The organism is Streptomyces sp. NPDC104096, from assembly GCF_055584385.1.
Window position 1 is genome coordinate 50,415 of record NZ_JBVJMD010000043.1, and the last position, 22,684, is coordinate 73,098.

Consider the following 22,684-nt stretch of genomic DNA (forward strand, 5'->3'; position numbering starts at 1 on the left):
GATGGAAGCCCTGAGGGACACGGTGCCGGGCACACTGGAGGCCCAGCAGCCGTACGAGTACGAGCGTCCACTCCTCGTGGAGCCCGACTGGCAACGCCTGCCGGGCTGGCGCGACATCACCCCGCAGCAGTGGCGCGACGCCCAGTGGCAGCGTGCCCACTGCGTGAAGAATCCCCGGCAACTGCGGGCCGTGATGGGCCCGTTGCTCCAGGACCGTTTCTACGAGGACCTGGAGGACGACCGTCGGCGCTTCGCCACGATGTCCATGCTGCTGACCCCGCAGATGCTCAACACCATGGCGCCGCACGCGCCGACCGAACCGGTGGCGTTCACCGAGACCTTCCTCGCCGACCCGGTCCGCCGCTACATGCTGCCGGTGGCGAGCGACCGCGACCCCGAGTGGCCCAGCCACCCCTACGCCGAGCGCGACTCGCTGCACGAGTCCGAGATGTGGGTGGTGGAGGGCCTGACCCACCGCTATCCGACCAAGGTCCTCGCCGAACTGGTCTCCACCTGCCCCCAGTACTGCGGCCACTGCACCCGCATGGACCTGGTGGGCGGTTCCACCCCGCAGGTGGACAAGCTCAAGCTCACCCTGATGCCGGCCGACCGCCAGGACCAGATCATCGACTACCTCAAGCGCACGCCCGGGGTGCGCGACGTCGTCGTCTCGGGCGGGGACGTGGCCAACGTCCCCTGGCCGCGCCTGGAGTCGTTCCTGATGCGGCTGCTGGACCTGGAGAGCGTCCGGGACATCCGGCTGGCCACCAAGGCCCTGGCCGGACTGCCCCAGCACTGGCTCCAGCGGCAGGTGGTCGAGGGCCTGGAGCGGGTGGCGCGTACCGCCGCCCGACGGTCGGTCAACCTCGCCGTGCACACCCACGTCAACCATGTCCAGTCGGTCACCCCGCTGGTGGCCGAGGCGGCCCGGACGGCCCTGGACGTCGGCGTCCGGGACATCCGCAACCAGGGCGTGCTGATGCGCGGGGTCAACACCACGCCCAAGGCGCTGCTCGACCTGAGCATGGCGCTCCAGGGCGAGGCGAACATCCTGCCCTACTACTTCTACATGTGCGACATGATCCCCAACGCCGAGCACTGGCGGGTCGCGGTGTGGGAGGCGCAGGACCTCCAGCACCGCATCATGGGCTACCTGCCGGGCTACGCCACCCCGCGGATCGTCTGCGACGTGCCCTGGGTCGGCAAGCGCTGGGTGCACCAACTCGCCGACTACGACCGCGAGCTGGGTGTCTCGCACTGGACCAAGAACTACCGCACCGGGATCGAGCTCGACGACCCGGACGCGCTCACGCGCCGCTACCCGTTCTACGACCCGATCTCCACACTGGGCGAGTCGGGCCGGCGCTGGTGGCGCGAGAACGGACACAGGAAAGAAGGCTGACGATGACCATCCGGGAGAGCATCCGTGACCTCGACCGCCGCGCGGTGCTGCGCAGTGCCGAGATCGTCGCGGAGGTGCGGGACGACCAGTGGGATGTCCCCACGCCCTGCGCGGGCTGGACGCTGCGCCGGCTGCTGGACCATATGACGGCGCAGCACCTGGGGTTCGCCGCGGCCGCCGGGGGCGAGACCACCGACGCGTCGGTGTGGGAGGAGGAGCCGCTCCAGGACCCGGGGCGCGCCTACGCCGAGGCCGTCGAGGCGGTCCTGACCGCGTTCGCCGTCGAGGGCGTGCCGGAGCGGGAGTTCTGGCTGCCGGAGATCCACCCGAAGATGCGTTTCCCCGGCGCCCGCGCGATCAGCTTCCACTTCCTCGACTACGTGGTGCACGGCTGGGACGTGGCAGCCTCGCTCGGGATCCCGGCGGCGTACGACACGGACCTTCTGGACGCCGCCGCGGAGGTGGCCCGCACGGAGGTGCCCGAGGGGCCCGCGCGGGAGCGCCCGGGTGCGGCGTTCCGGCCGGCGCTCGCCCCGAGCGGGCGGGAGAGCGCCGAGGACCGGCTGCTGCTGGTCCTCGGCCGTGACCCGCGGTGGTCGCCGAAGTGACCTGCTCAGTCCGTCTGCCGGACCGGTCGGCCGAGCATGTGGCTCTGGCCCCGGAACTCCGCTATGACCGTCCCGTCCGACCGGCGCACGGTGGCGTCGTACACACCGCTGCGGCCGAACCGGCTGCGTTCGACCGCCTCGGCGGTCAACTCGTCGCCGGGCTCGGCCGGCCGCAGGAAGGTGACCTGGGCGCCCTGCGCCACGGTCGCCGGGCCGTGGGTGTTGCAGGCGAAGGCGAAGGCCGCGTCGGCCAGCAGGAACAGAAAGCCCCCGTGGGCCGTTCCGTGGCCGTTGACCATGCCCTCGGCGACCCGCATCCGCACGGTCGCCCGGCCCGGGCCGGCGTCCTTGAGGGCGATGCCCAGCATCGCGCACGTCCGGTCCGTGGCGTACAGCTCCTCGGCCCGCTGCCGCGCGGCGCGTTCCGCGTCGACCGTGCGCGTACCGGTGGTTTCCGTCCCCGTCATCGAATTCCCCTTGTCTTTTGGCTTCGAGGAGCAGCATGACATCGTCCGGACCATGGCTCCAGGAATTGAGTGAAATCCCGCCGTCCGAGCGCAGGGCGCTGCTCGAGTCGCTCGTCGTGCCGGAGTTCAAGCGTGAACTGATGATGGACGAGACGGATGTTCTGCCGCATGACCGGAGCTATTTCGAACTCGGTCTGAGCTCGCTGGGCGCCACGGACGTCAGACAGCGCCTGGAAAAGGCTGTCGGCCGTCCGATCGACTCCGCACATCTCTTCAACCATCCGACGGTGGAACACCTGGTCGACTTTCTGGTCGCCGAGGTCATCCCCGAGTTCTTCGCCCCGGCCACGGCCGCCGAATCGGTCCCTCAGACCGCTCCCGAACAGGCAGGACCGTCCGCGAAGGATCTGGTAGACGACATGCTCAAGGAGCTGTACCGGTGACCGATAACCGCACCGACAACCTGGTCAAAGAGCTGCTCCTGGAGAAGTACGAGCCCATAGCCGTCGTCGGAATGGGTCTTCGTTTACCGGGTGGCAGCGAAACCCTCGACGAGTTCTCCGAGTTCCTTCGCGAAGGGCGTTCGGGAACGGGACCCATACCGTCCGACCGATGGGACCTGGCCGCCCTTCAGGCCGCCGAGGAATCGGCCGGAAAACGCCCCCTGGCGGCCGGTGGGGGATTCGTCTCGGGGTTTGACGAATTCGATCCGAAGTTCTTCAACATTTCCCCGAAGGAAGCGGAGTTCATCGACCCGCAGCATCGCTGGGCGCTGGAGTCGGCGTGGCGTGCGCTGGAGTCCGCGCACCTCGACCCCGACACCCTGCGCGGCGGGAACGGCGGGGTGTACCTCGGCGTCGGGCAGATGGACTTCGCGATCGAGGTCGAGGCGCTGGACCTCGCGGACCTCGACGCGCACGTGGCCGCCGGCACGGCGCACAGCGCCGCGGCCGGCCGTCTGTCGTACTTCCTGGGCTGGCGCGGCCCCTGCATGAGCGTCGACACGGCCTGTTCGTCGTCGCTGGTGGCCCTGCACCTGGCGGTGCAGGGGCTGCGCCGCCGCGAGTGCGACATCGCCCTGGCGGGCGGTGTGAACGTCAACCACCACCCGCGCAACCACGTCGTCTACTCGCGCGCCAACATGCTGTCGCCGGACGGCAGGTGCAAGACCTTCGACGACTCGGCCGACGGCTACGCGCGCAGCGAGGGCTCCGGCATGCTCGTCCTCAAACGTCTTACGGACGCCCGCCGCGACGGGGACACCGTGCTGGCGCTGGTACGCGGCTCCGCGGTCCGCCAGGACGGCGAGAGCGGCGGCCTGACCGTCCCCAACGGCACGGCGCAGATCGCGCTGATGAGGGCCGCCCTGGAGAGCGCGGCGCTCGGTCCGGAGGACATCCAGTACGTGGAGGCCCACGGCACCGGCACCTCCCTCGGCGACCCCATCGAGCTGGGCTCCATCAACAGCGTGTTCGCCGACTCGCGGGAGCAGGACTCCCCGCTGGTCGTCGGCTCGGTGAAGACGAACATCGGTCACATGGAGGCCGCCGCGGGCGTCGGCGGTGTCGCCAAGGTGGTGTGCCAGCTCCGGGAAGAGGCGATCTACCCGCACATCAACTTCGAGACGCCCTCCCGTCACATCCCGTGGGACCGCTACCGGGTGACCGTGCCGACCGGCGGGCCGCGGCCCTGGGAGGCGCGGGGCCCCCGGCGCGCTCTGGTCAACTCCTTCGGCTTCGCGGGCACCATCGCCTCGGTCGTCCTGGAGCAGGCGCCGCCCGCGCCCGAGCGGCCCGCCGCACCGGCCGACGGCCGGGACGTCTTCACCCTCTCCGCCAAGGACCGTCCCGCGCTGCGGGCGCAGGCCGAGAGCCACCGCGCGTTCCTCGCCGACCGTCCGGACGTCGCCGTGGCGGACCTGTGCTACAGCGCCAACGTCGGCCGTACCCACCTCGGCGCGCGGCTCGCGGCCCCGGTCTCCTCGCGCGAGGACCTGGACGGCCTGCTCGCCCGGTACCTGGAACGCGGCGCCGAGGACCCGGCCGCGGACGGCGGATTCCGGGACGCGCAGGTGGCGTTCCTGTTCACCGGCCAGGGCTCGCAGTACACCGGCATGGGGCGCGCGCTGTACGACCGCTACCCGGTCTTCCGCCGCCATCTCGACGAGTGCGACCGGCTCTTCGCCGACCGGCTCGGCCGCTCGGTCAAGGAGATCATGTTCGGCCTGGCGCCGGACAGCGCCGAGGCGATCGACCAGACCCTCTACACCCAGCCCGCGCTGTTCAGCCTGGAGTACGCGACCGCGCGGCTGTGGATGTCCTGGGGTGTGCGGCCGACGGTCCTGCTCGGCCACAGCGTCGGCGAGATCACCGCGGCCGCCCTCGCGGGCCTGTTCACGCTCCGGGACGCGGTCAAGCTGGTCGCCGTACGGGCCCGTCTGATGCAGTCCGTGCAGGCCCCCGGCGGCATGACCGCCGTCCTCGCCCCGGCCGATGAGGTGACGCCCCTGCTGGAGGGGCACGCCGACGTCAGTCTCGGCTCGGTCAACTCCCCGCGGCAGTGCGTCGTCTCCGGCGGCCGGGACTCCCTCGCCGAGATCACCGCGAAGCTGGCGGAGCGGGGCGTGCGCACCAAGGCCCTGCCGGTCTCGCACGCCTTCCACTCCCCGCTCATGACCGAGGTCTTCGACGCCTTCCGCGAGGCGATCGCCGACATCGACTTCCACGAGCCGCGGCTGAGCTTCGTCTCCAACCTCACCGGGCAGGTCGCCGGCCTCGACCAGGTCGGCACCCCGGACTACTGGGTGCGGCACATCGCCGAACCCGTCGACTTCGCCGCCGGAATGACCTGTGTGCAGGCCCGTGGGCGGCACGTCTTCGTCGAGGTCGGGCCCTCCGCCGCGCTCACCGGCATGGGCCGGCAGACCGGCGACCCGTCCGCGCACCTGTGGCTGACCAGCGCCGCCCGCTCCGACACCGGCGCCGACCCGATCCGCACCGCACTCGCCCAGGCCTACGAGGCCGGGCTGGACGTCTCCTGGACCGGCTACCACCAGGAGCGGCCCGGCCGTCTCGTACCGCTGCCGGGCTATGTGTTCGCCAAGAAGCGCTACCGCCTGCCCGGAGCACGCTCCCGCACGGCCCTGGCCGCCCCCGGCACGGGCCCCGCGCACCACCCGCTGCTGGGCCTTGAGGTGTCCACGGCCGCCCAACGGGCCGCCGGGGAGCGCGAGTTCGCCACGCATCTGGACCCGGGCGCTCCGGCGTACCTGGCCGACCACGTCGTCATGGACCAGGTCGTCTTCCCGGGAGCGGGCTACGTCGAGATGGTCCTCGCCCTCCAGGACGCGGTGCACGGCGAGACCGCCCGGCCCGTCCGGGACGTACGCATCCTGGAGCCGCTGTTCCTGGCGGAGGGCGAGCCGGTGGAGGTCCGCGTCCGGCTGCGCACCGAGCCCGGCCGGGACCCCGCCGACGGTCCGGCCGCGGTCGAGATCGCCAGCCGCGTCGACGGCCGCGACGGCGTCATCGAACGCGTCCACGCCACCGCGACCCTGGACGCCGCGCCCGACGGCCCGTCCGCCGCCCCGCCGGACCCCGTGCTCCAGCGGCTGCGCGCCACGGCCGAGCGGCCCGGCACCCGCCAGGTGCGCCACCGTGGCGAGGACCTGTACGAACGCTACGCGGACCTCGGTCTGCCCTACGGACCCGAGTTCCGGCGCGTCCTCGGCGTCGACCGCTACCCGGACGGCTTCGCGGCCGGCGAGCTGCGCGGCCTGGACACCCCGGCCCCCGAGCAGCTGCGCGCCTCGCTGCTGGACTGCGCGATGCAGACCCTCGGCGCGGCCGTGGACCTCGACGGCACCTATCTGCCCGTCGGCTTCGACCGCGTGGAACTCCTCAAGCGGCCCAAGGCGGACCTGCGCGTCCTCATCCAGGTGACGCTCGACGGGACGGCCGGCGAACTCACCGCCGACATCGCGGCCCTGGAGGGCGACCGCCCGGTCCTCGTCGTCGAGGGGGTACGGCTCAAGCGCGTCGCCGGCGCGACCGCCGACCCCACCGAGCGGATGCTCCTGCGGCCCCGCTGGCTCAAGCGCTCACTGCCCCCGGCGGGCCCCACCGCGCCGGGCCGCGAGGTGCTGGCCGTCCACCACGACCCGGCCGCGCTCGCCGCGACGACGCGACGGCTGGCCGAGGCGGGCGTGCGCCTGCTGCACGCCCCGGACGCGGCCGGAGCGCTGCGGCTGCTCGACGAGCACCCCGCGGTCACCGACCTGTGCTGGTTCTGGACCCCGGAGCCCGGCGCGGACGGCGAGAAGCGGCTGCGCGCCGAGACCGAACGCAACTACCGCGACCTGCTCACCCTGACCGACGCCGCCGAGCGGCTCGGCACCGGCCGTGACCTGCGCGTGGTGCTGGTGACCGAGCGGGCGCAGTGGCTGCCGGGCGACCGCACCGACACCCTGGACCCGGACCCCCTGGCCGCCGCGTCGCTGTGGGGCTTCGGGGCCGTGCTCCTCAACGAGTACCCGGCGCTGCGCACCACCCTGCTCGACCTGACCGGCACGGACCCGCAGCCGCTGGTCGACGAACTGCTGGCCGGTGACGGCGCGGGCGGGGACTTCCAACTCGCCTACCGCGACGGCATCCGCCACGTCAAACGCCTGTTGCCCGCCGCCCCGGCCGCCGCAGGGGACGCCGACGGCAACTTCGAACTGTCCGTCACCGAGTACGGGCGGTTCTCCGCGGTCCGCCCGGTGCCGGTCGAGGACCGGGAGCCGACGGGGGACGAGGTCACCGTCCAGGTCCACGCCGCGGGCCTGAACTTCAAGGACGTCCTCAACGCCCTCGGGATGCTGCGTCGGTACGCCCTCGACAACGGACTGCCGCACGAGCCGCTGCCGCTCGGCTTCGAGGCCGCCGGCACGGTCGTCGCCGCCGGGCCCGACGCCGGGTTCCGGCCCGGCGACGAGGTCGTGCTCAGCCGGATCGGCTGCATGCGGCGCCGGGTCACGGTGCCGTCCACCGTCGTGGTGCGCAAGCCCGCGAGCCTCACCTTCACCGAGGCGGCCGCACTGCCCGCCGCGTACGTCACCGCGTACCACGCCCTGCACCACCTCGCCGGGATCAAGGCCGGGGACCGGGTGCTGATCCACGCCGCCGCGGGCGGTGTCGGACAGGCGGCCGTGCGGCTCGCCCGGCTCGCGGGCGCCGAGGTGTACGCCACCGCGAGCCCCCGCAAGTGGCCGCTGCTGCGCTCCCAGGGCGTACGCCACCTCATGAACTCGCGCACCCTCGACTTCGCCGACGAGGTGCTGGAGGCCACCGGCGGCGAGGGCGTCGACATCGTCCTCAACAGCCTCAACAAGGACTACATCCCGGCCGGGCTGCGCGCCCTCGGGCACGGCGGCAGGTTCGTCGAACTCGGCAAGATCGGCATCTGGTCGGCCGAGGAGATGCGGGCCGAACGGCCCGACGTCGAGAGCCACACCTTCGACCTCAGCGAGCTGCCGCCGCACGAGCTCGACCGGCTCAACAGCGACGTCCTGCGCACGGTCGCCGAACACGTCGAGGCCGGCCGGCTCGGCGCGCTGCCGACCGTCGGGTACGCGCTCGACGAGCTGGAGGAGGCGTTCGGGACGCTCAGCCGGGGTGCCAACGTCGGCAAGGTCGTCATCGTCTTCCGCGACGAGCACGAACGGCCGGCCGAGCCGGTCCGCCTCAGCCCCGACGAGACCTACCTGATCACCGGCGGTCTGGGCGCGCTCGGCCTGGCCACCGCCCGCAAGCTGGTGCAGCAGGGCGCCCGCCGCCTCGCGCTCGTCAGCCGACGGGAGACGACGCTGCCCGAACTGCTCGACCTCTCCGCCGAACTCGGCGACGACACCGAGGTCAGCGTCCATCACGGCGACATCGCCGACCCCGCCGACGTCGAGCGGATCTTCGCCGCCCTCGCCGACGGACCCGCCCCGCTGGGCGGCGTGGTGCACGCGGCGGGTGTCCTCGCCGACGCACCGCTGGCCGGCCAGACCTGGGACAGCATGGAGCGCGTCCTGCGGGCCAAGGTGTACGGGACCTGGCTGCTGCACCGGGCGGCCGCGGCCGTGCCGTCGGTGCGCTTCTTCGTCGGCTACTCCTCGATCGCCTCGGTCCTGGGCGCCGCCGGTCAGGCCAACTACGCGGCGGGCAACGCCTACATGGACGTCCTGCTCCAGTGGCGGGCCGCCGCAGGACTGCCGGGCCTGAGCGTCAACTGGGGTCCGTGGGCCGAGATCGGCATGGCGGCCTCGCTCGACTCCCAGCAGATCAAGGGCATCGAGGACCGGGGACTGAAGTTCGTCAGGCCCCGTGCCGCGCTGCGCGCCCTGTTCACGGCGCTCGGCAGGCCGCACGCCCAGACGGTCGTCGGCACCTTCGACTGGGACGCCTACACCGCGACCCAGCCGTTCACCAACGCGCTGTTCAAGGACCTGCTGTCGGGCGACGGCAGGACCCGCGCGCCCGAGATCGACCTGGACGCCGTACTGTCCCGGCCGAAGCCGGAGCGCGAGGCGGCGCTGCGGGAACTGCTGCGCGCCAAGGTCGCGGAGGTGCTGCGGTACGACGGTCCGCAGGACGTCGACCCCGACACCCCGTTCGTGAGTCTCGGCCTGGACTCCCTCGCCTCGGTCGAGTTGAAGAACGCGCTGGAGGCGGTGTTCCGCGTCCCGTTGCCCGCCTCCACGCTCTTCGACCACCCGGCCGTACGGCCGCTGGCCGCCTTCGTCGACGGTCGGCTCGTGCCGGACGCGCCGGCTGCGCCGGACACGGCGGACGAGGAGGCGCCGGGCGGCACCGGCGACGTACGGGACCTGTCCGAGGCCGAGGCCGACGAGGAACTGGCCGCGCTGCGCGAGAGCATGCTGTGACCGGTTACATCGACTACCTGGAGTCGCTGTCCAAGAAGCAGCTCATGGTGATGCTCGCCCGGCAGCGCCAGGAGCGGTCCCAGGGGATCGCCGTCGTCGGCATGGGCTGCCGGCTCCCCGGCGGCAGGGACGACGCCCGGTCCCTGTGGTCCGCCCTGCGCGAGGGACACGTCCTGGCGACCGAGACCGCCGGTGTGCCGTACGACAGCCTCGGCCGGCCGCGCTGGAACCTCGACGCGCCCGACCTGGCGCCGCTGGCCGGCCGGCTGCGCCAGGGCGCGTACCTGAGCGACGTGGACCTGTTCGATGCCGCGTACTTCGGCATCCCCGAGCAGGAGGCGCTGCACATGGACCCCCAGCAGCGGCTGCTGCTGGAGGTCACCGTGCAGGCCCTCGCGGACGCGGGCCTCTCCCGGGAGCGGCTGCGCCGCTCGGTCGTCGGCGTCTTCGCCGGCGCCGGACCGGTGGAGTACCCGTACGCCTGGCTGCGCGGCGGGCTCCCGGACGGCGGGCTGTCCCCGCACATGAGCACCGGCAGTTCCCCCAGCGCCTTCTCCGGCCGGATCGCCCTGGCGCTGGGGGTGGCCGGTCCGGCGATCACCGTGGACACGGCTTCCTCGTCGATGCTGACCGCGGTGCACCTGGCCGCGCAGGCCCTACGGCGGCGGGAGTGCGACATCGCGCTGGTGGGCACCGCCAACCTGCTGCTGTCGCCGTTCGGCACGGGCATCCTCGACCGGGCCGGGATGCTGTCGCCGAGCGGCCGCAGCCGGCCCTTCACCCGCCTGGCCGACGGGCACGCGCGCGGCGAGGGGTGCGGTGTCGTCGTCCTCGAACGGCACGCCGACGCCGTAGCCGCGGGCCGCCTGCCGTACGCGCTGGTGCGGGGCAGCGCGGTGCACGCGCAAGGGGACCGGCCGAGCATGTCCGTGGCCTCGGCCCGCGGCCAGCGGGCGGTGATCGAACGCGCACTGCGCGACGCCGGGGTGTCGCCCGCCGACGTGCAGTACGTCGAGGCGCAGGCGAACGGCTCCCGGCTGGGCGGCCAGATCGAGGCCGAGTCGATCGCCGAGGCCTACGGGCGGCTCTCCCCCGACGCGCCGCCGCTGCACATCGGGTCGGTCAAGGCGAACATCGGCTATCTGGAGACCGCTTCCGGCGGGCCCGGGCTGATGAAGACCGCGCTCGCCCTCGCGCACGCCGAACTGCCGCCCCAGCCGGGCGAGGACGACCTCGACCCGGACATCCCCTGGCGGCGCACCGGGCTGAGGGTCGCCGCCAAGCCCCTGGCCTGGCCCGCGCCGGGCGTCCGGCGCGCCGGGGTGAGCGGCTTCGGCTTCTGCGGCACCAACGCGCACGTCGTGCTGGAGAGTGCTCCCGAGCGTGCCGCCGGGGAGCCGGATCCGCCCGGGCCGTGGCTGCTGCTGCTGTCCGGGCACAACGACCCGGCCCTCGCGGGCACGGCCCGGCGGCTGTACGACCGGCTGCGCGAGAGCACGGACTGGAGTCCGGCCGCGGTGTGCTTCACGCTCGCCGAGGCACGGGACCACCTGGCGGTGCGGTACGCGTCGGTGGTGCACGACCGGGCCGGTCTGCTGCGGGAACTGGCCCGGGCCGCGGACGGGGACCGGGCCTCCGCCCCGACCCCCGCGGACGGGTCGGAGCGCACCCTGCTGCTGTCCCGGCTCGCCCGGCGCCACCTCGCCGGGGACCCGCCCGACCTCCCGGCGCTGTGGCCCGAGGACGGCCCGCGCCCCCCGCTGCTGAGGCTGCCCGGTCCCGCGCTGACCGGCCGCCGCTTCTGGCCCGACCACCACAACTGGACCTGACCGGCCCACAGTTCCAGCTTCGCCACCACGACCGGACCCGACCGGCCGTTACTTCCGACCCGACCACCCCAACTGGACTTGACCGGCCGTTACTTCCGACCCGACCACCCCAACCGGACCCGGTCGGCCGCTGCTTCCGACCCGACCACCCCAACCGGACCCGACCGTCTACGGATTGGACGCCCGATGCACTATCCGAATCTCCGGACCGCCGTGGACACCGTGGCGTTCCACGCGGCGCGACAGCCGCGGCAGGTGGCCCTGGTGTGCGAGGGCCGGGAGGTCACCTACGAGCGGCTGCACCGCGACAGCAACCGTTCGGCCCGTGCCCTCGTCGCGGCCGGGATCGGTCGTGGCTCGCGCGTCGCCTACCTCGGCAAGGAGTCGGAGCACTACTACGAGATCTTCTTCGCCTGCGCCAAGACCGGCGCCGTCCTCGTGCCGGTCAACTGGCGCCTCACCGCGGCCGAGGTCGACCACATCCTGGGTGACGCCGAAGCCGAACTGATCTTCGCGGAGCGCGAGTTCACCGAGGTGGCCGAGCGGTCCCGGGCGCGGCTGCCGTCCCGGCCCGAGGTGGTGGGCATGGACGGATGCGAGGGCAACGGCGTCGGCTTCCAGGAGTGGCGGGCGGAGTTCCCGCCGGACGACCTCGCCCTCGACGCGGCCCCCGACGACCCGGTGGTGCAGCTCTACACCAGCGGCACGACAGGGCTGCCGAAGGGTGTCGTCCTCCCCCACCGCAGTTTCTTCGCCGTCGGTGACCTGCTGGCCGAGCACGGCCTCGACTGGATCGACTGGCACCCCCAGGACGTCAGCCTGATCAGCATCCCCGGCTTCCACGTCGCCGGCATCTGGTGGGCCATGCAGGGCTTCAACGCCGGTGTGAAGAGCGTGTCCCTGCGGATGTTCTCGGCGCACGAGGCGGTACGGCTGATCCGCGAGCTCGGGGTGACCACGACCCTGGCCGTGCCCGCGATGCTCCAGATGATGCTGGCCGAACCCGGTGTCGGCCCGGCGGACTTCGCCTCGCTGCGCAAGGTCACCTACGGCGGCTCCCCCATCTCCGAGACGCTGCTGTTGCAGTGCATCGAGACCCTGCGGTGCGATCTGGCGCAGCTGTACGGGCTCACGGAGAGCGGCAACACCGCCCTGTGCCTGCCGCCCGCGGACCATGTGCCGGGCAGCCCCAGGCTGCGCGCGGCGGGCCGGCCCTACCCGGGTGTCGAGGTCGCGGTGACCGGCGACGACGGCCGGGTCCTGGCGGCGGGCGAGATCGGGGAGATCCGGCTGCGCACGCCCGCGGTGATGCTGGAGTACTGGGGCCTGAAGGAGGCGACCGAGGAGACCCTGGTGGACGGCTGGCTGCGTACCGGCGACGCCGGCTGCCTCGACGAGGACGGTTACGTCCACATCCGCGACCGCATCAAGGACACCGTCATCGTGGCGGGCGAGAACGTCTACCCGGCCGAGGTGGAGAACGCCCTGTGCGGCCACCCGGCGGTGGCCGAGGCGGCGGTGATCGGGGTGCCGGACGAACACTGGGGCGAGGCCGTGCGCGCTTTCGTCGTGCTGCGCCCCGGAACGACGGTGAAACCGCGGGAACTGAAACTCTTCCTCCAGGATCGCATCGCCGATTTCAAGTCCCCGAGCGGTTACGAATTCATCGAGCGGATTCCCCGTAATCCCAGCGGGAAAATCCTCCGCAGGGAACTGCGCGAGCGTTTCTGGGCGGGCCGGGAACGTCAGGTCAACTGATCCGGAACGGACCGGAGGACAACAGGTCCTCTTTACGCGTCCGGTTTATCCGTCCGGGCGGGAAGAATCCCGCCCGGACGCTTTCCGCCTGCCCGCCGCTAGCGGCAGCACCCTTGGTGGCGCCACTCGGCCTCGTGCCAGTAGTGGTCCGCGTCGTGGCGGGCGGAAGGTGCCGCGGCCCGTACCCGGTGGGGGTGCGCGGTGCGTTCGGCGGCCGCCGCGGGCCTGCGGAACGGCTCCAGCAGCTCCGGTACGGTGTGCAGCCTGCCGCCGGACATGACCTGCCGTACGGCCGCGGCGTCGGCGATGTCGCGCAGCGGATCGCCCGCCACGAACACCAGGTCGGCGAGGAGACCCGGGGCGACGGCGCCCAGCCGGTCGGCCAGCCCCAGACAGCGGGCGGCGTTCCCGGTCGCGGTGGTGAGCGCCTCCCAGGGCGCGAACCCGTACTTGACCAGGGCCCGGAGGTTCTGGTGGATGCTGATGCCGATGTCGTCCAGCGCCGCGTCCGTGCCCGCCACGACCAGCCCACCGGCCCGGTGCACCCGCAGCAGCATGTCGCAGTCGCCGACCGTCCAGGCGTGGTTGAGCTCGGCGTCCAGCCCCGATGCGGCGCTGTCGGCCTTCTGCCGCAGCCGCTCGTACTCCCAGTCCGGGAACAGGATCCGGGTGCGTTCGTCCTCGACCAACGACCGGTCGTCGGCGAGGAGTTCCGTCGCGAACAGGGTGGTGGTGGAGATCCACATGCCGCTCGCGGCGAGCAGGTCCACGGAGTCCTGGAAGGTGCGTCCGGCGGCGAAGCTGAGCGTGCGCGAGTAGCCGAGCCGGTTGCCGCCGCCGGTGTGCTCCATCCCGTCGAGGCCGGTGGCGGCCGCCGGGTAGAGGTAGTGCGAGGTGACGGGCACCCCGGCCGCGTGGCCGCGTTCGACCACCTCGCGTTCGAGGTCGAGCGGCAGCCGGATGTACGACTTCAGCAGGTCGTAGCGGAGCGCGAGGGCCCGGCGCAGATCACGGTCGAGCTGTGCGCGGGAGAAGACCGGCCGCATCACGCGGTGCCGGCCGCGGGTCCCCTCGAACCCCTCTCCGGAGCCGAAGTACCGCGGCCCCACCCGGGTGCCCGCCGCCAGCGCCTCCCGGTTCTCCACCATCTGGTAGGCGGGGTCGCCCGGGGTCCGGCTGGTGGTCACGCCGTACGCCAGCCAGGCCCGCCCCTGCCGGTCGCCCCACTGGGGGCCGTGCCAGTGCCAGTGGTTGTGGGTGTCGATCAGTCCGGGCAGGACCGTCAGCCCGGACGCGTCGACGGTCCGGCGGCCCCGGGCGGCGCCTCGCCGTACCACCTCGGCGATCCGGCCGTCCTCGACGACGATGTCCACGTCGGGCCGCAGCTCGGCGCCGGTGCCGTCCCACAGGGCCCCGGCCCGTACGACGGTCCGCCCGGCGGGTGCGGGGCGGCGGGTCCAGGTCAGCCGCGTGGGCAGGGTGCGCGTGCCGGAGCCGTCGAGGCCGAGGGCGCGCAGCCGCCCGTCGGACAGGTAGAGCAGGGTGGTGCCGCGGGCGTCGAGGGACGGGGAGTCGGTGGTCTCGTCGGTGAGCTGCTCGGGTTCGCCCGTGATCCGCCCGTCGGCGTCCACCGGGACCCGCCAGGCGAGGCTCTCCATGCCGACGATCAGGTGCCGGCCGTCCGGCGTCCACAGCGGGCCGTCGCCGCTGCGGGTGGACAGGGAGCGCCCGGGCGCCGGGGCCTGGTAGCGCACCTCGTGGGTGTCCAGGTCGACGGTGAGGATCTGGTTGTGCCCGTTGCCGCTGCGGCGGGAGTACGGGGCGACCGCGGCCAGCGCGATCAGTCTGCCGTCCGGCGACCAGGCGGGGGGACCGGGCTGGTAGAGCTCGCCCACGACCTTGGTCACCGAGCCGTCGGCGAGGGCCAGCACCCAGGTGGCGCCGCCCTCGTCCTGGTACGCGATCCGGGTCCCGTCGGGCGACCAGCGCGGCGAGAGCTGGGCGTTCGGCAGGTCGGTGAGCCGCTCGCGGGTACCGGTGGCGAGGTCGTGGCGCCAGAGGTTCGCGGTGCCGGCCCGGTCGCTCACGTAGACCAGGCTGCGGCCGTCGGGCGACCAGTCGGGGCAGGCGTTCCAGTAGCCGTCGCCGACGATCCGCCGCGGCCGTTCGCCGTCGCGCAGCAGCCACAGCGCGTTGAGCGCCCGGAAGGCGACGGTGTGTCCGTCGGGCGACAGCGCGGGGTCGGCGATGCCGAGGACGTCCTGCGGGCGGGCCGAGGTGAGGTCGGGGCCGCGGCGGCGGTAGGGGGCCGGGCGCGCGAGGCTCACTCCGGCGCTGAACGCGATGTCCGTCACGGCGCCGTCGAGCGTGCGGCGGCGGATGTGTCCGTCGGCGGTGTAGAGGAGCTCGTCGGCGCCGATCCAGCAGGGCGCCAGCGGGAAGACGTCCTCGCCGTCGGTCAGCGCCCGGTCGTCCAGCATGAGTCGGGCGCGCGCCCCGGTCACCCGCACATGGGCCACGCGGCGGCCGTCGGGGCTGAACGACGGCGCGTACAGGGCCGCGTCCGCGGGCCCGGTCAGCAAGGTCTCGACCGTCCCCGAGTGGATGCCGACGGCCTCGACCGCCGTGCCGTCGGCGATGTACGCCACCCGGCTTCCGTCGGGTGACCAGGTCGGCATGGCGACGTTGCGGTCGCCCTGCGTCAGCGGGCGCGTCTCGCCGGTGCGGGTGTCCAGCACCCAGATGCGCCCCGCGTTGCCGCGGTCGGAGGCGAAGGCCACCAGCCGCCCGTCCGGCGAGAACTTCGGCTCCTGGTCGTACCCCGGCCCGTCGGTCAGCCGTCGCAGCCCCGATCCGTCGGCGCCGATCCGCCACAGGTCGTACGCCCCCTCGCGGAACGACTGGAACACCAGGCCCTGCCCGTCGGGCGCCCAGTGCGGCTGGGTGGCGTCCTGGCCGTCCCCGGTGAGCCGGCGGGCCGTCCCGCCGGCCGCCGGAAGCAGCCAGATCGCGTCGAGCGCGTCGAGGGCGATGGTGCGGCCGTCGGGCGAGAGGGAGACGGCGAGATTGGCGCTCTCGCGGGCGACGACGTGCGGGGCGGGCGCGTCGTCGGCTGCCGCGGCGGCCGGGTCCGCTTTTCCGGTGACCGGTATGAACACTCCTAATCCCGCCGCTCCCCCGGTTCTCAGCACCGCGCGCCGTGAAATCCGTCCGGTTGTCTCCTGGTGCGAGGAATTCGGTTTTGAGCCGTTCGATGTCACGGAGTTCCCCCTGTCGTGATTCGGCGCCAGAACCTTATCCCGGGGAACTTCGACCGAGGGGTGAATGTCTCGAACTCATGGACGGCCCGGCGGACGGTCCGACGGTGCGACATGACCGGGAAAGGAATGCGGGGGCGAGGACCTGGCCTCTGTCGCGTCCCGGTGTCACGATCGACCTCATGACCCAACTCACCCTGGCAGGCCTGGCGTTGGCGATCGCCGTGGCCGTCTACGTCACACTCGGCATCGCGTGGGCCCTGCGCGCCCTCGGCGACCGCAGGGCCGCCGCGCGCCTCGCCGCGCTGGACATCGACCCGTACCACGCCGTGGCCACGGCGGGCCACCCGGAGCGCGTCGACGAGGCCGCGGCCGCCGTGCTGATCACGTCCGGCGCGGCACACGTCGACCACGACGGGGTCGTCACCGTCTCGGGTGCTCCGGTCGAGGACCGCCCCCGACCGGAGCACCCGCTGCCCGCCGCCCTCCTGGACGCCCTCGACCGGCACAACGGCAGCGCACCCCTGCGCAGACTCGTCCACGACCCCGAACTGAGCCGGGCCCGGACGGCCTATCTGCACGGTCAGGACGCCAAGGTGCCCGGCTGGTCCCACCGCCACCGGGACCGCCTCAAGGAAATCGCCACCCTGACCGTGCTGGTCCTCACCCTGTTCTACGCCGTTCAGATCATCTTCCTGCGCGAGGAGTTCGCGCCGCACGGAGTGCTGGAGACCCTGTTCGCCGTCCTCTTCCTCCTGGTCCTCTGGCTGATGATGTGCATACCCACGGCCTGGTTCGTGTTCAGGTTCTGGCCCCGCCGCCGCGACCCGTACCGCGAACACTGCGCCCGGCTGCCGAGGCATCCCGCCCTGGCGGCGCTCGACGACGGTCAACGTGCCCGGCTGTACAAGAGCGTCGTGTACCAGGAGAAGTGGGAGGCGGAGCGGAGCCGTTGGGTGGACGTGGACTCCCCGGGCGCGTTCTGAAGCCTGTCGTCAGCCGCGCGGCCGGGCGAACCGGGACACGGCCAGCGGCAGGAAGACCGCGAGCAGCGCCAGCGGCCACAGGACGGCCGCCCCTACGTGTCCGGCCTCGCCGCCCGGCCCGCCGAACAGGTCACGCACCGCCGTGGCGGTCCGGGACAGCGGGTTCCACTGGACGAAGGCGCCGAGCCAGTCGGGCATGGAGTCCGGGGTGGCGAAGGCGTTGGACAGGAAGCCGACCGGCCAGACGAGGATCTGTACCGCCTGCACCGTCTCGGGCTTCCCGGCCACGAGGGCCAGATGGATGCCGATCCAGAGCATCGCGAACCGGAACAGGAGCAGGAGGGCGGCCGCGGCGAGGAGGCTTTCGGGACCGCCGTGGGGCCGCCAGCCGAGCGCGTACCCGACACCGCCGAGCAGCACCAGGCTGATCGCCGACTGGAGCATGTCGGCGGCCGAACGGCCGACCAGAACCGCTCCGTCGGCCATCGGCAACGACCGGAAGCGGTCGATGACGCCCTTGTTCATGTCCTGGGTGACGGCGATCATCGTGCCTTCCAGGCCGAAGGCCATGGTCAGCGCGAGCATTCCGGGGACCAGGTAGTCGACGTAGGCGCCCCCCACGCCCCGGCCACCGCCGACGAGGTAGCCGAACATCAGCAGCAGCATCACGGGGAAGGCCACGTTGACGGCGACGGTGGCCGGCTGCCGGGCCCAGCGGGCCAGCTCACGGCGGGTCATCGTCCAGGAGTCGCCGAGTACGTACGCGGTCATGCCGTGGCACCTTCCTTCAGGTTCGGCGGGGCATCGGTCAGGTGGAGGAAGACCTCGTCGAGCGTCGGTCGGCGCACGATGACGTCCTCCGCCTCGATACCGGCCGTCTGAAGGGCACCCACCACCGCGGTGAGGGCGGCCATGCGGTCGGTGACCGGAGCGCTGAGCAGCCGCCGGTCGGCGTCGACGCTCACCCCGGTCAGGGGCAGCCGGGCGACGGCCGCCGCCAGCCGGTCCGCGTCGCGGAGCACCACGTCGATGCGGTCGCCGCCGGTCGCGGCCTTCAACTCGTCGGCGGTGCCGTCGGCGATCACCCGGCCGGCGTCGACGACCGAGACGCGGTCGGCGAGCTGATCGGCCTCCTCCAGGTACTGGGTGGTCAGCAGGACCGTGGTGCCGCCGCCGACCAGGGACCGGACGGCACCCCACACCTCGGCGCGGCCGCGGGGGTCGAGGCCGGTGGTGGGCTCGTCCAGGAAGAGCACTTTCGGTTCCGTGATCAGGGACGCGGCGAGGTCCAGGCGGCGACGCATACCGCCGCTGTAGGCCTTGACCGGCTTGCGGCCCGCGTCGGCGAGTCCGAAGCGCGCCAGGAGTTCGTCGGCGCGCGCCTTGGACCGGCGGGCGCCGAGGTGGTGCAGCCGGCCGAACATCTCCAGGTTCTGCCGGCCGCCGAGCTCCTCGTCGAGGGCCGCGTGCTGGCCGAGCAGGCCGATGTCGCGCCGCACGGCGTGGGGCTCGGCGACGACGTCGTGACCGGCCACTTCGACCCGGCCCGCGTCGGGCCGCAGCAGGGTGGCCAGGATACGGACCAGAGTGGTCTTGCCCGCCCCGTTCGGACCCAGCAGCGCGTGCACCGAGGCGCGCGGAACCGTCAGGTCGAGTCCGTCGAGGGCGTTCTTCGCGGCGCCGGTTCCGCGCCCGCCGTATCGCTTGCGTACTCCTTCGATGGTGATCGCCGCGTCGGCCACCGGGACTCCTCACTAATCAAACTTGACTACCTGAGGCCGCCGAAGGTAACTCGGATCGAACCTCTAGTCAAACTTGATTAGTAATCGTCCCTCGGATGCCGGACCCCGGTCGCGTACGGGTTCTCCTCGCCCTCGCCGAGGACACCGACGAACGGGTCGCCCTCGCCCGCGAAGACGTAGGCGCCGCCCTGGATGCGGTCGATGAGCCCGCGGGTCCACTCGGCGCCGGAGTCGGCGCTGTGCACCCACATGTTCATGAGCTCGCCGATGTGACCGAACTGACCGGGGTCGCCGCCGGGCGCGTAGGAGGTCGTGACGGTCTCGCGCCACGCCTCGATGGCCCCGACCCGCTCCCGCAGGAGCTCGAGCACCTCCGCGCGGCTCAGATCGACCATGAAACCGAGTCCCGCGGACAGGACGTCGGGCTTCTGGTCGTAGGCGGTGAGCGATTCCCGGAGCAGCCTGAAGTATTCCTCGGCGCCCTTGCCGGTGACCTCGTACTCGGTGCGCGGCGGGCCGCCCGCGGTGGACGGCGCGACCTCGTGCGCGTGCAGCAGTCCCTGCTTCGCCATCTGCTTCAGCGCATGGTAGATCGACCCGGGCTGGGCGTTGGACCATTCGTGCGCGCCCCAGTACTCCAGGTCGTTGCGCACCTGGTACCCGTGCGCCCGCCCGTGTTGGCGGACCGCACCGAGCACGAGAAGTCGGATCACTGACATGGGGTTCAGCCTATGACCAGTGCTCAGCGTGCCGATCGCTCCGTCCGCCCCTGCCGGCACCCGCGACGGCCTCCGGCTCGGCCGGACCCCGCCGTACGCCGGATCAGGGAGCTCACCGGCCTCGTCGACCACGCCCTGTGCTCCGCACGCGAGGAGTCGCCGAGCCGGTGAGCCGTCAGGCCGGCCGCCTTCCAGGGACCGGCGCCGCACCCGGGAGAGGCCGTGGGAGGCCTGTCCGGGTGCGGCACCGGCCGTGCGGGGGCCGCACCGGCCGTGGCGGTGTCGGGCCGTTCAGCAGGAGAGGTTGGCTCCGGGCGTGACGCCGAGGATCGAGGTGAAGCGCTGGTAGGCGTCCACCCGGCTCTGCACCTGTGCGGGGTTGCGGCCGTCGCACTCCAGCGAGCCGTTGATGCTGCGGATGGTCTGCCCGAAGCCCGCGCTGTTGACCATCGCGTTGTGCGGGGTCATGGTGCCGGGTCCCGACTGGGTGTTCCAGTACCAGAGGCCCGTCTTCCAGGCCACGGCGGCGTCGGTCTGGACGAGGCTGGGGTTGCCGAGCAGGTCGATGCCGAGCGCGTCGCCCGCGGCCTTGTAGTTGAAGTTCCAGCTGAGCTGGATCGGGCCGCGCCCGTAGTAGGCCGACTGGCCGGCCGGGCAGCCGTAGGGCTGGCTCCAGTCGCAGTAGTGCGAGTAGTTGGCGGTGTTCTGCTCCACCACGTAGACCAGGCCGCCGGTCTCGTGGTTGACGTTGGCGAGGAACGCGGCGGCTTCCTGCTTCCTGACGGTGTCGCTGCCGGTCTTGGCGAAGGCGGGGAACGAACTCATGGCGGCCTTGAGGCCGTTGTAGGTGTAGAAGGAGTTCCGGTTCGGGAACATCTGGTTGAACTGCGCCTCGCTCACGACGAATCCGTCGGAGGGGTTGGTCGAGCCGCTGTCGCAGCCGTAGGGCTCCCAGTACCAGGTGCTGATGACCGGGTCGTAGCCCGGGTTGTCGTGCTCGGCGATGTAGGCCTTGCCGTCGGTGTACCGGACGATGTTGCCGGTGGCGTACGACCTGCCCGCCACCCAGTCCGGGTAGCTCGAACAGGATGCGGCGGAAGCGCTCACGGCCGGCAGCAGCGTCGGCGCGGAGGCGCCGATCAGAATCGCGGCCAGGAGCGAGGCGGCACGGCGGTGTGACACAGGATCAGTCCTTTGCGGAACAAGGCCGCACCGGAGGCAGGGCGGAGCCGTGCGCGTACGCCGGCAGAAGGCCGACGTCGCAGAGTCCGGGCGGCTGGGGTGGGGGGTGTGAGGCCACACTCAACCGCTTTGGTCTGTACCAGTCAAGGGTGTAGACCAGTCAGGACCCGCGAGTGACGGGAAACCGCCGTGGACAGATGGCGACAAATCTTGAATACGCGTCCCCGCAAGGGCCGTTGAAGTCGTCGGGATCCGAAGGCGCCGGGCGGCCGAACCCCGTACACACGACGGCATTCGGCCCTCCGCCACGTCCGGCACCGGAACTCCCCTTGGTCAGGCTTCAGTTGTTGACGCCCGGAACATGCGGGGATACAACCCGAGAGAGCGCTCTCTCCGTCTGCTGTTGCTCCGCCCCCACACACGCCGACCCGGCCTGAGGAGAATTCGCATGCAGTCACTGACCAGCGCCCTCCCGCACAGACCGCCGGACCTGACCGCGCGGGCCCGTACCGCTCTCGCTCTGGCGGTCGTCCTGCTCGCCGCCTGCGTCGCCGTCCTGACCCCGTCACCCGCCCACGCCGCCGACCGGTTGCTCTCCCAGGGACGGCCCGCCACGGCGTCCTCGGTGGAAAACGGCTCCTTCCCGGCCGGGGCCGCGGTCGACGGCGACACCGGCACCCGCTGGTCGTCGGCCTTCTCCGACCCGCAATGGCTGCGGGTCGATCTCGGATCCGTCCAGCAGCTCACCCGTGTCACCCTGAACTGGGAGGCCGCCTACGCCACGGCCTTCCAGATCCAGACCTCCACCGACGCGAGCACCTGGGCCACCGCGTTCTCCACGACGACCGGCGCCGGCGGCACCCAGAACATCGACGTCACAGGCAGCGCCAGATACGTGCGCGTCCTCGGAACCGCACGAGCCACCCCCTACGGCTACTCCCTGTGGGAGTTCCAGGTGTACGGGCCCGGCGGCACCACCCCGCCCGACGCCTTCTGGGGCACCACCAGCGACATACCGGCCGCGCACAACGCCGTCGAGGTGAAGATCCTCAACCGCACCAGCGGCAAGTACCCCGACAGCCAGGTGTACTGGAGCTTCAACGGACAGGTCCACTCCATCGCCGAGCAGCCCTACCTCGACATGCCGGCCAACTCCGCGGGCCGTATGTACTTCTACCTCGGGTCGCCGAACGGTCCGTACTACGACTTCATCGAGTTCACCGTCGGCAACGGCGTCTTCAACGGCAACACCACCCGGGTCGACGCCTTCGGTCTCAAACTGGCCATGCGCCTGCACGCCAAGGACGGCTACGACGTCGAGGTCGGTGAGAACCGGCAGACCTTCGCCGAGGACCGCGCGACCACCTTCCAGCGGTTCACGGCCGCCGTTCCCGACCAGTTCAAGGTGCTGGCGCAGAGCCAGGCGCCGTACCGGATCATCGCGCCCGGCAGCGACCCGAGCTTCCGGACGGGTGGCGCCAACGCGAACTACTTCACCGCCTACGCCCAGTCCGTGGGCGTGAGCGCCGCCACCTCCGACATCTTCGGCTGCGCGGCGGCGCTGGCGAACAACCCGACCATGTGCGCCGCGCTCAACCGCCATGTGGCGACCCTGCCGGCCGCCCAGCAGGGCGACCCCGCCCAGTACTACAAGGCGGCGCCCGCGAACCACTACGCCAGGTTCTGGCACGACAACGCCATCAACCGTCTCGCCTACGGCTTCCCCTACGACGACGTGGCGGGTCAGTCCTCGTTCATCTCGCACGGCAGCCCGCAGTGGCTGCTGGTCGCTGTCGGCTGGTAGCCGGGTCCGCGACCACGGGG

The 22,684-nt window shown here is 72.3% G+C and carries 14 protein-coding genes; 8 read left to right on the top strand and 6 right to left on the bottom strand.

Translation table 11 applies throughout. From position 1 onward, the window contains the following. Nucleotide 1: 1 nt before the first annotated feature. Both ACZ60B_RS31850 and ACZ60B_RS31855 read left to right on the top strand, forming a co-directional pair. Nucleotides 2-1,402 carry a KamA family radical SAM protein gene (locus ACZ60B_RS31850; RefSeq protein WP_469393097.1) on the top strand — a complete coding sequence of 467 codons (1,401 nt, stop codon included), beginning with the start codon at nt 2-4 and terminating at the stop codon, nt 1,400-1,402. 2 nt (nt 1,403-1,404) lie between these two features. Then, nucleotides 1,405-2,010 (top strand): TIGR03086 family metal-binding protein, encoded by a 606-nt coding sequence (locus tag ACZ60B_RS31855; RefSeq protein WP_469393099.1) that lies wholly within the window; start codon nt 1,405-1,407, stop codon nt 2,008-2,010. A gap of 5 nt (nt 2,011-2,015) precedes the next feature. Here ACZ60B_RS31855 and paaI read toward each other — a convergent pair whose 3' ends face one another. Continuing rightward, nucleotides 2,016-2,477: a hydroxyphenylacetyl-CoA thioesterase PaaI gene (paaI, locus tag ACZ60B_RS31860; protein WP_469393101.1), complete on the bottom strand. Its 462-nt coding sequence runs from the start codon at nt 2,475-2,477 to the stop codon at nt 2,016-2,018. 35 nt (nt 2,478-2,512) lie between these two features. Between paaI and ACZ60B_RS31865 the strand changes: the two genes are divergently transcribed. The 4 genes from ACZ60B_RS31865 (at nt 2,513) to ACZ60B_RS31880 (ending at nt 12,974) form a co-directional block, all read left to right on the top strand. Further along, nucleotides 2,513-2,920: an acyl carrier protein gene (locus ACZ60B_RS31865; RefSeq protein WP_469393103.1), complete on the top strand. Its 408-nt coding sequence runs from the start codon at nt 2,513-2,515 to the stop codon at nt 2,918-2,920. After that, nucleotides 2,917-9,387: a type I polyketide synthase gene (locus tag ACZ60B_RS31870; protein ID WP_469393106.1), complete on the top strand. Its 6,471-nt coding sequence runs from the start codon at nt 2,917-2,919 to the stop codon at nt 9,385-9,387. The genes ACZ60B_RS31865 and ACZ60B_RS31870 overlap by 4 nt, the downstream gene beginning before the upstream one ends. Beyond that, on the top strand, nt 9,384-11,216 hold the full coding sequence (locus ACZ60B_RS31875) for a polyketide synthase (protein WP_469393108.1): 1,833 nt from the start codon (nt 9,384-9,386) through the stop codon (nt 11,214-11,216). The genes ACZ60B_RS31870 and ACZ60B_RS31875 overlap by 4 nt, the downstream gene beginning before the upstream one ends. Before the next feature lie 186 nt (nt 11,217-11,402). Further along, the gene (locus tag ACZ60B_RS31880; protein WP_469393110.1) at nt 11,403-12,974 is read left to right on the top strand and encodes a fatty acid--CoA ligase; all 1,572 of its coding nucleotides are present in this window, start codon (nt 11,403-11,405) and stop codon (nt 12,972-12,974) included. A gap of 98 nt (nt 12,975-13,072) precedes the next feature. Here the strand turns inward: ACZ60B_RS31880 and ACZ60B_RS31885 are convergent, their stop codons facing one another. Continuing rightward, entirely contained in the window at nt 13,073-16,132 is a 3,060-nt protein-coding gene (locus ACZ60B_RS31885) for an amidohydrolase family protein (protein WP_469393112.1), read from the bottom strand. 281 nt (nt 16,133-16,413) lie between these two features. Between ACZ60B_RS31885 and ACZ60B_RS31890 the strand changes: the two genes are divergently transcribed. Further along, the gene (locus ACZ60B_RS31890; RefSeq protein ID WP_469393113.1) at nt 16,414-17,217 is read left to right on the top strand and encodes a hypothetical protein; all 804 of its coding nucleotides are present in this window, start codon (nt 16,414-16,416) and stop codon (nt 17,215-17,217) included. Nucleotides 17,218-17,226: 9 nt separating this feature from the next. Here ACZ60B_RS31890 and ACZ60B_RS31895 read toward each other — a convergent pair whose 3' ends face one another. From ACZ60B_RS31895 to ACZ60B_RS31910, 4 genes are all read right to left on the bottom strand, one after another. Then, complete coding sequence (locus ACZ60B_RS31895) at nt 17,227-17,988, bottom strand: ABC transporter permease (protein WP_469393115.1); 762 nt, start codon at nt 17,986-17,988, stop codon at nt 17,227-17,229. Beyond that, the gene (locus ACZ60B_RS31900; protein WP_469393117.1) at nt 17,985-18,959 is read right to left on the bottom strand and encodes an ATP-binding cassette domain-containing protein; all 975 of its coding nucleotides are present in this window, start codon (nt 18,957-18,959) and stop codon (nt 17,985-17,987) included. Before ACZ60B_RS31900 ends, ACZ60B_RS31895 begins: the two co-directional genes overlap by 4 nt. 77 nt (nt 18,960-19,036) lie before the next feature. Next, nucleotides 19,037-19,678, bottom strand: coding sequence for a PadR family transcriptional regulator (locus tag ACZ60B_RS31905; protein ID WP_469393119.1), 642 nt, complete (start codon nt 19,676-19,678; stop codon nt 19,037-19,039). Nucleotides 19,679-19,969: 291 nt separating this feature from the next. Beyond that, on the bottom strand, nt 19,970-20,860 hold the full coding sequence (locus ACZ60B_RS31910; RefSeq protein ID WP_469393121.1) for a glycoside hydrolase family 19 protein: 891 nt from the start codon (nt 20,858-20,860) through the stop codon (nt 19,970-19,972). Nucleotides 20,861-21,308: 448 nt separating this feature from the next. Here ACZ60B_RS31910 and ACZ60B_RS31915 point away from each other — a divergent pair, with 448 nt between their 5' ends. Beyond that, nucleotides 21,309-22,664 carry a beta-1,3-glucanase family protein gene (locus tag ACZ60B_RS31915; protein WP_469393123.1) on the top strand — a complete coding sequence of 452 codons (1,356 nt, stop codon included), beginning with the start codon at nt 21,309-21,311 and terminating at the stop codon, nt 22,662-22,664. Nucleotides 22,665-22,684 lie beyond the last annotated feature (20 nt).

Excerpts from the sequence above, each read along its gene's own strand:
- ACZ60B_RS31850 (WP_469393097.1), top strand. The coding sequence starts at position 2 with ATGGAAGCCCTGAGGGACACGGTGCCGGGCACACTGGAGGCCCAGCAG.
- ACZ60B_RS31855 (WP_469393099.1), top strand. The coding sequence starts at position 1,405 with ATGACCATCCGGGAGAGCATCCGTGACCTCGACCGCCGCGCGGTGCTG.
- paaI (WP_469393101.1), bottom strand. The coding sequence starts at position 2,477 with ATGACGGGGACGGAAACCACCGGTACGCGCACGGTCGACGCGGAACGC.
- ACZ60B_RS31865 (WP_469393103.1), top strand. The coding sequence starts at position 2,513 with ATGACATCGTCCGGACCATGGCTCCAGGAATTGAGTGAAATCCCGCCG.
- ACZ60B_RS31880 (WP_469393110.1), top strand. The coding sequence starts at position 11,403 with ATGCACTATCCGAATCTCCGGACCGCCGTGGACACCGTGGCGTTCCAC.
- ACZ60B_RS31890 (WP_469393113.1), top strand. The coding sequence starts at position 16,414 with ATGACCCAACTCACCCTGGCAGGCCTGGCGTTGGCGATCGCCGTGGCC.
- ACZ60B_RS31895 (WP_469393115.1), bottom strand. The coding sequence starts at position 17,988 with ATGACCGCGTACGTACTCGGCGACTCCTGGACGATGACCCGCCGTGAG.
- ACZ60B_RS31905 (WP_469393119.1), bottom strand. The coding sequence starts at position 19,678 with ATGTCAGTGATCCGACTTCTCGTGCTCGGTGCGGTCCGCCAACACGGG.
- ACZ60B_RS31915 (WP_469393123.1), top strand. The coding sequence starts at position 21,309 with ATGCAGTCACTGACCAGCGCCCTCCCGCACAGACCGCCGGACCTGACC.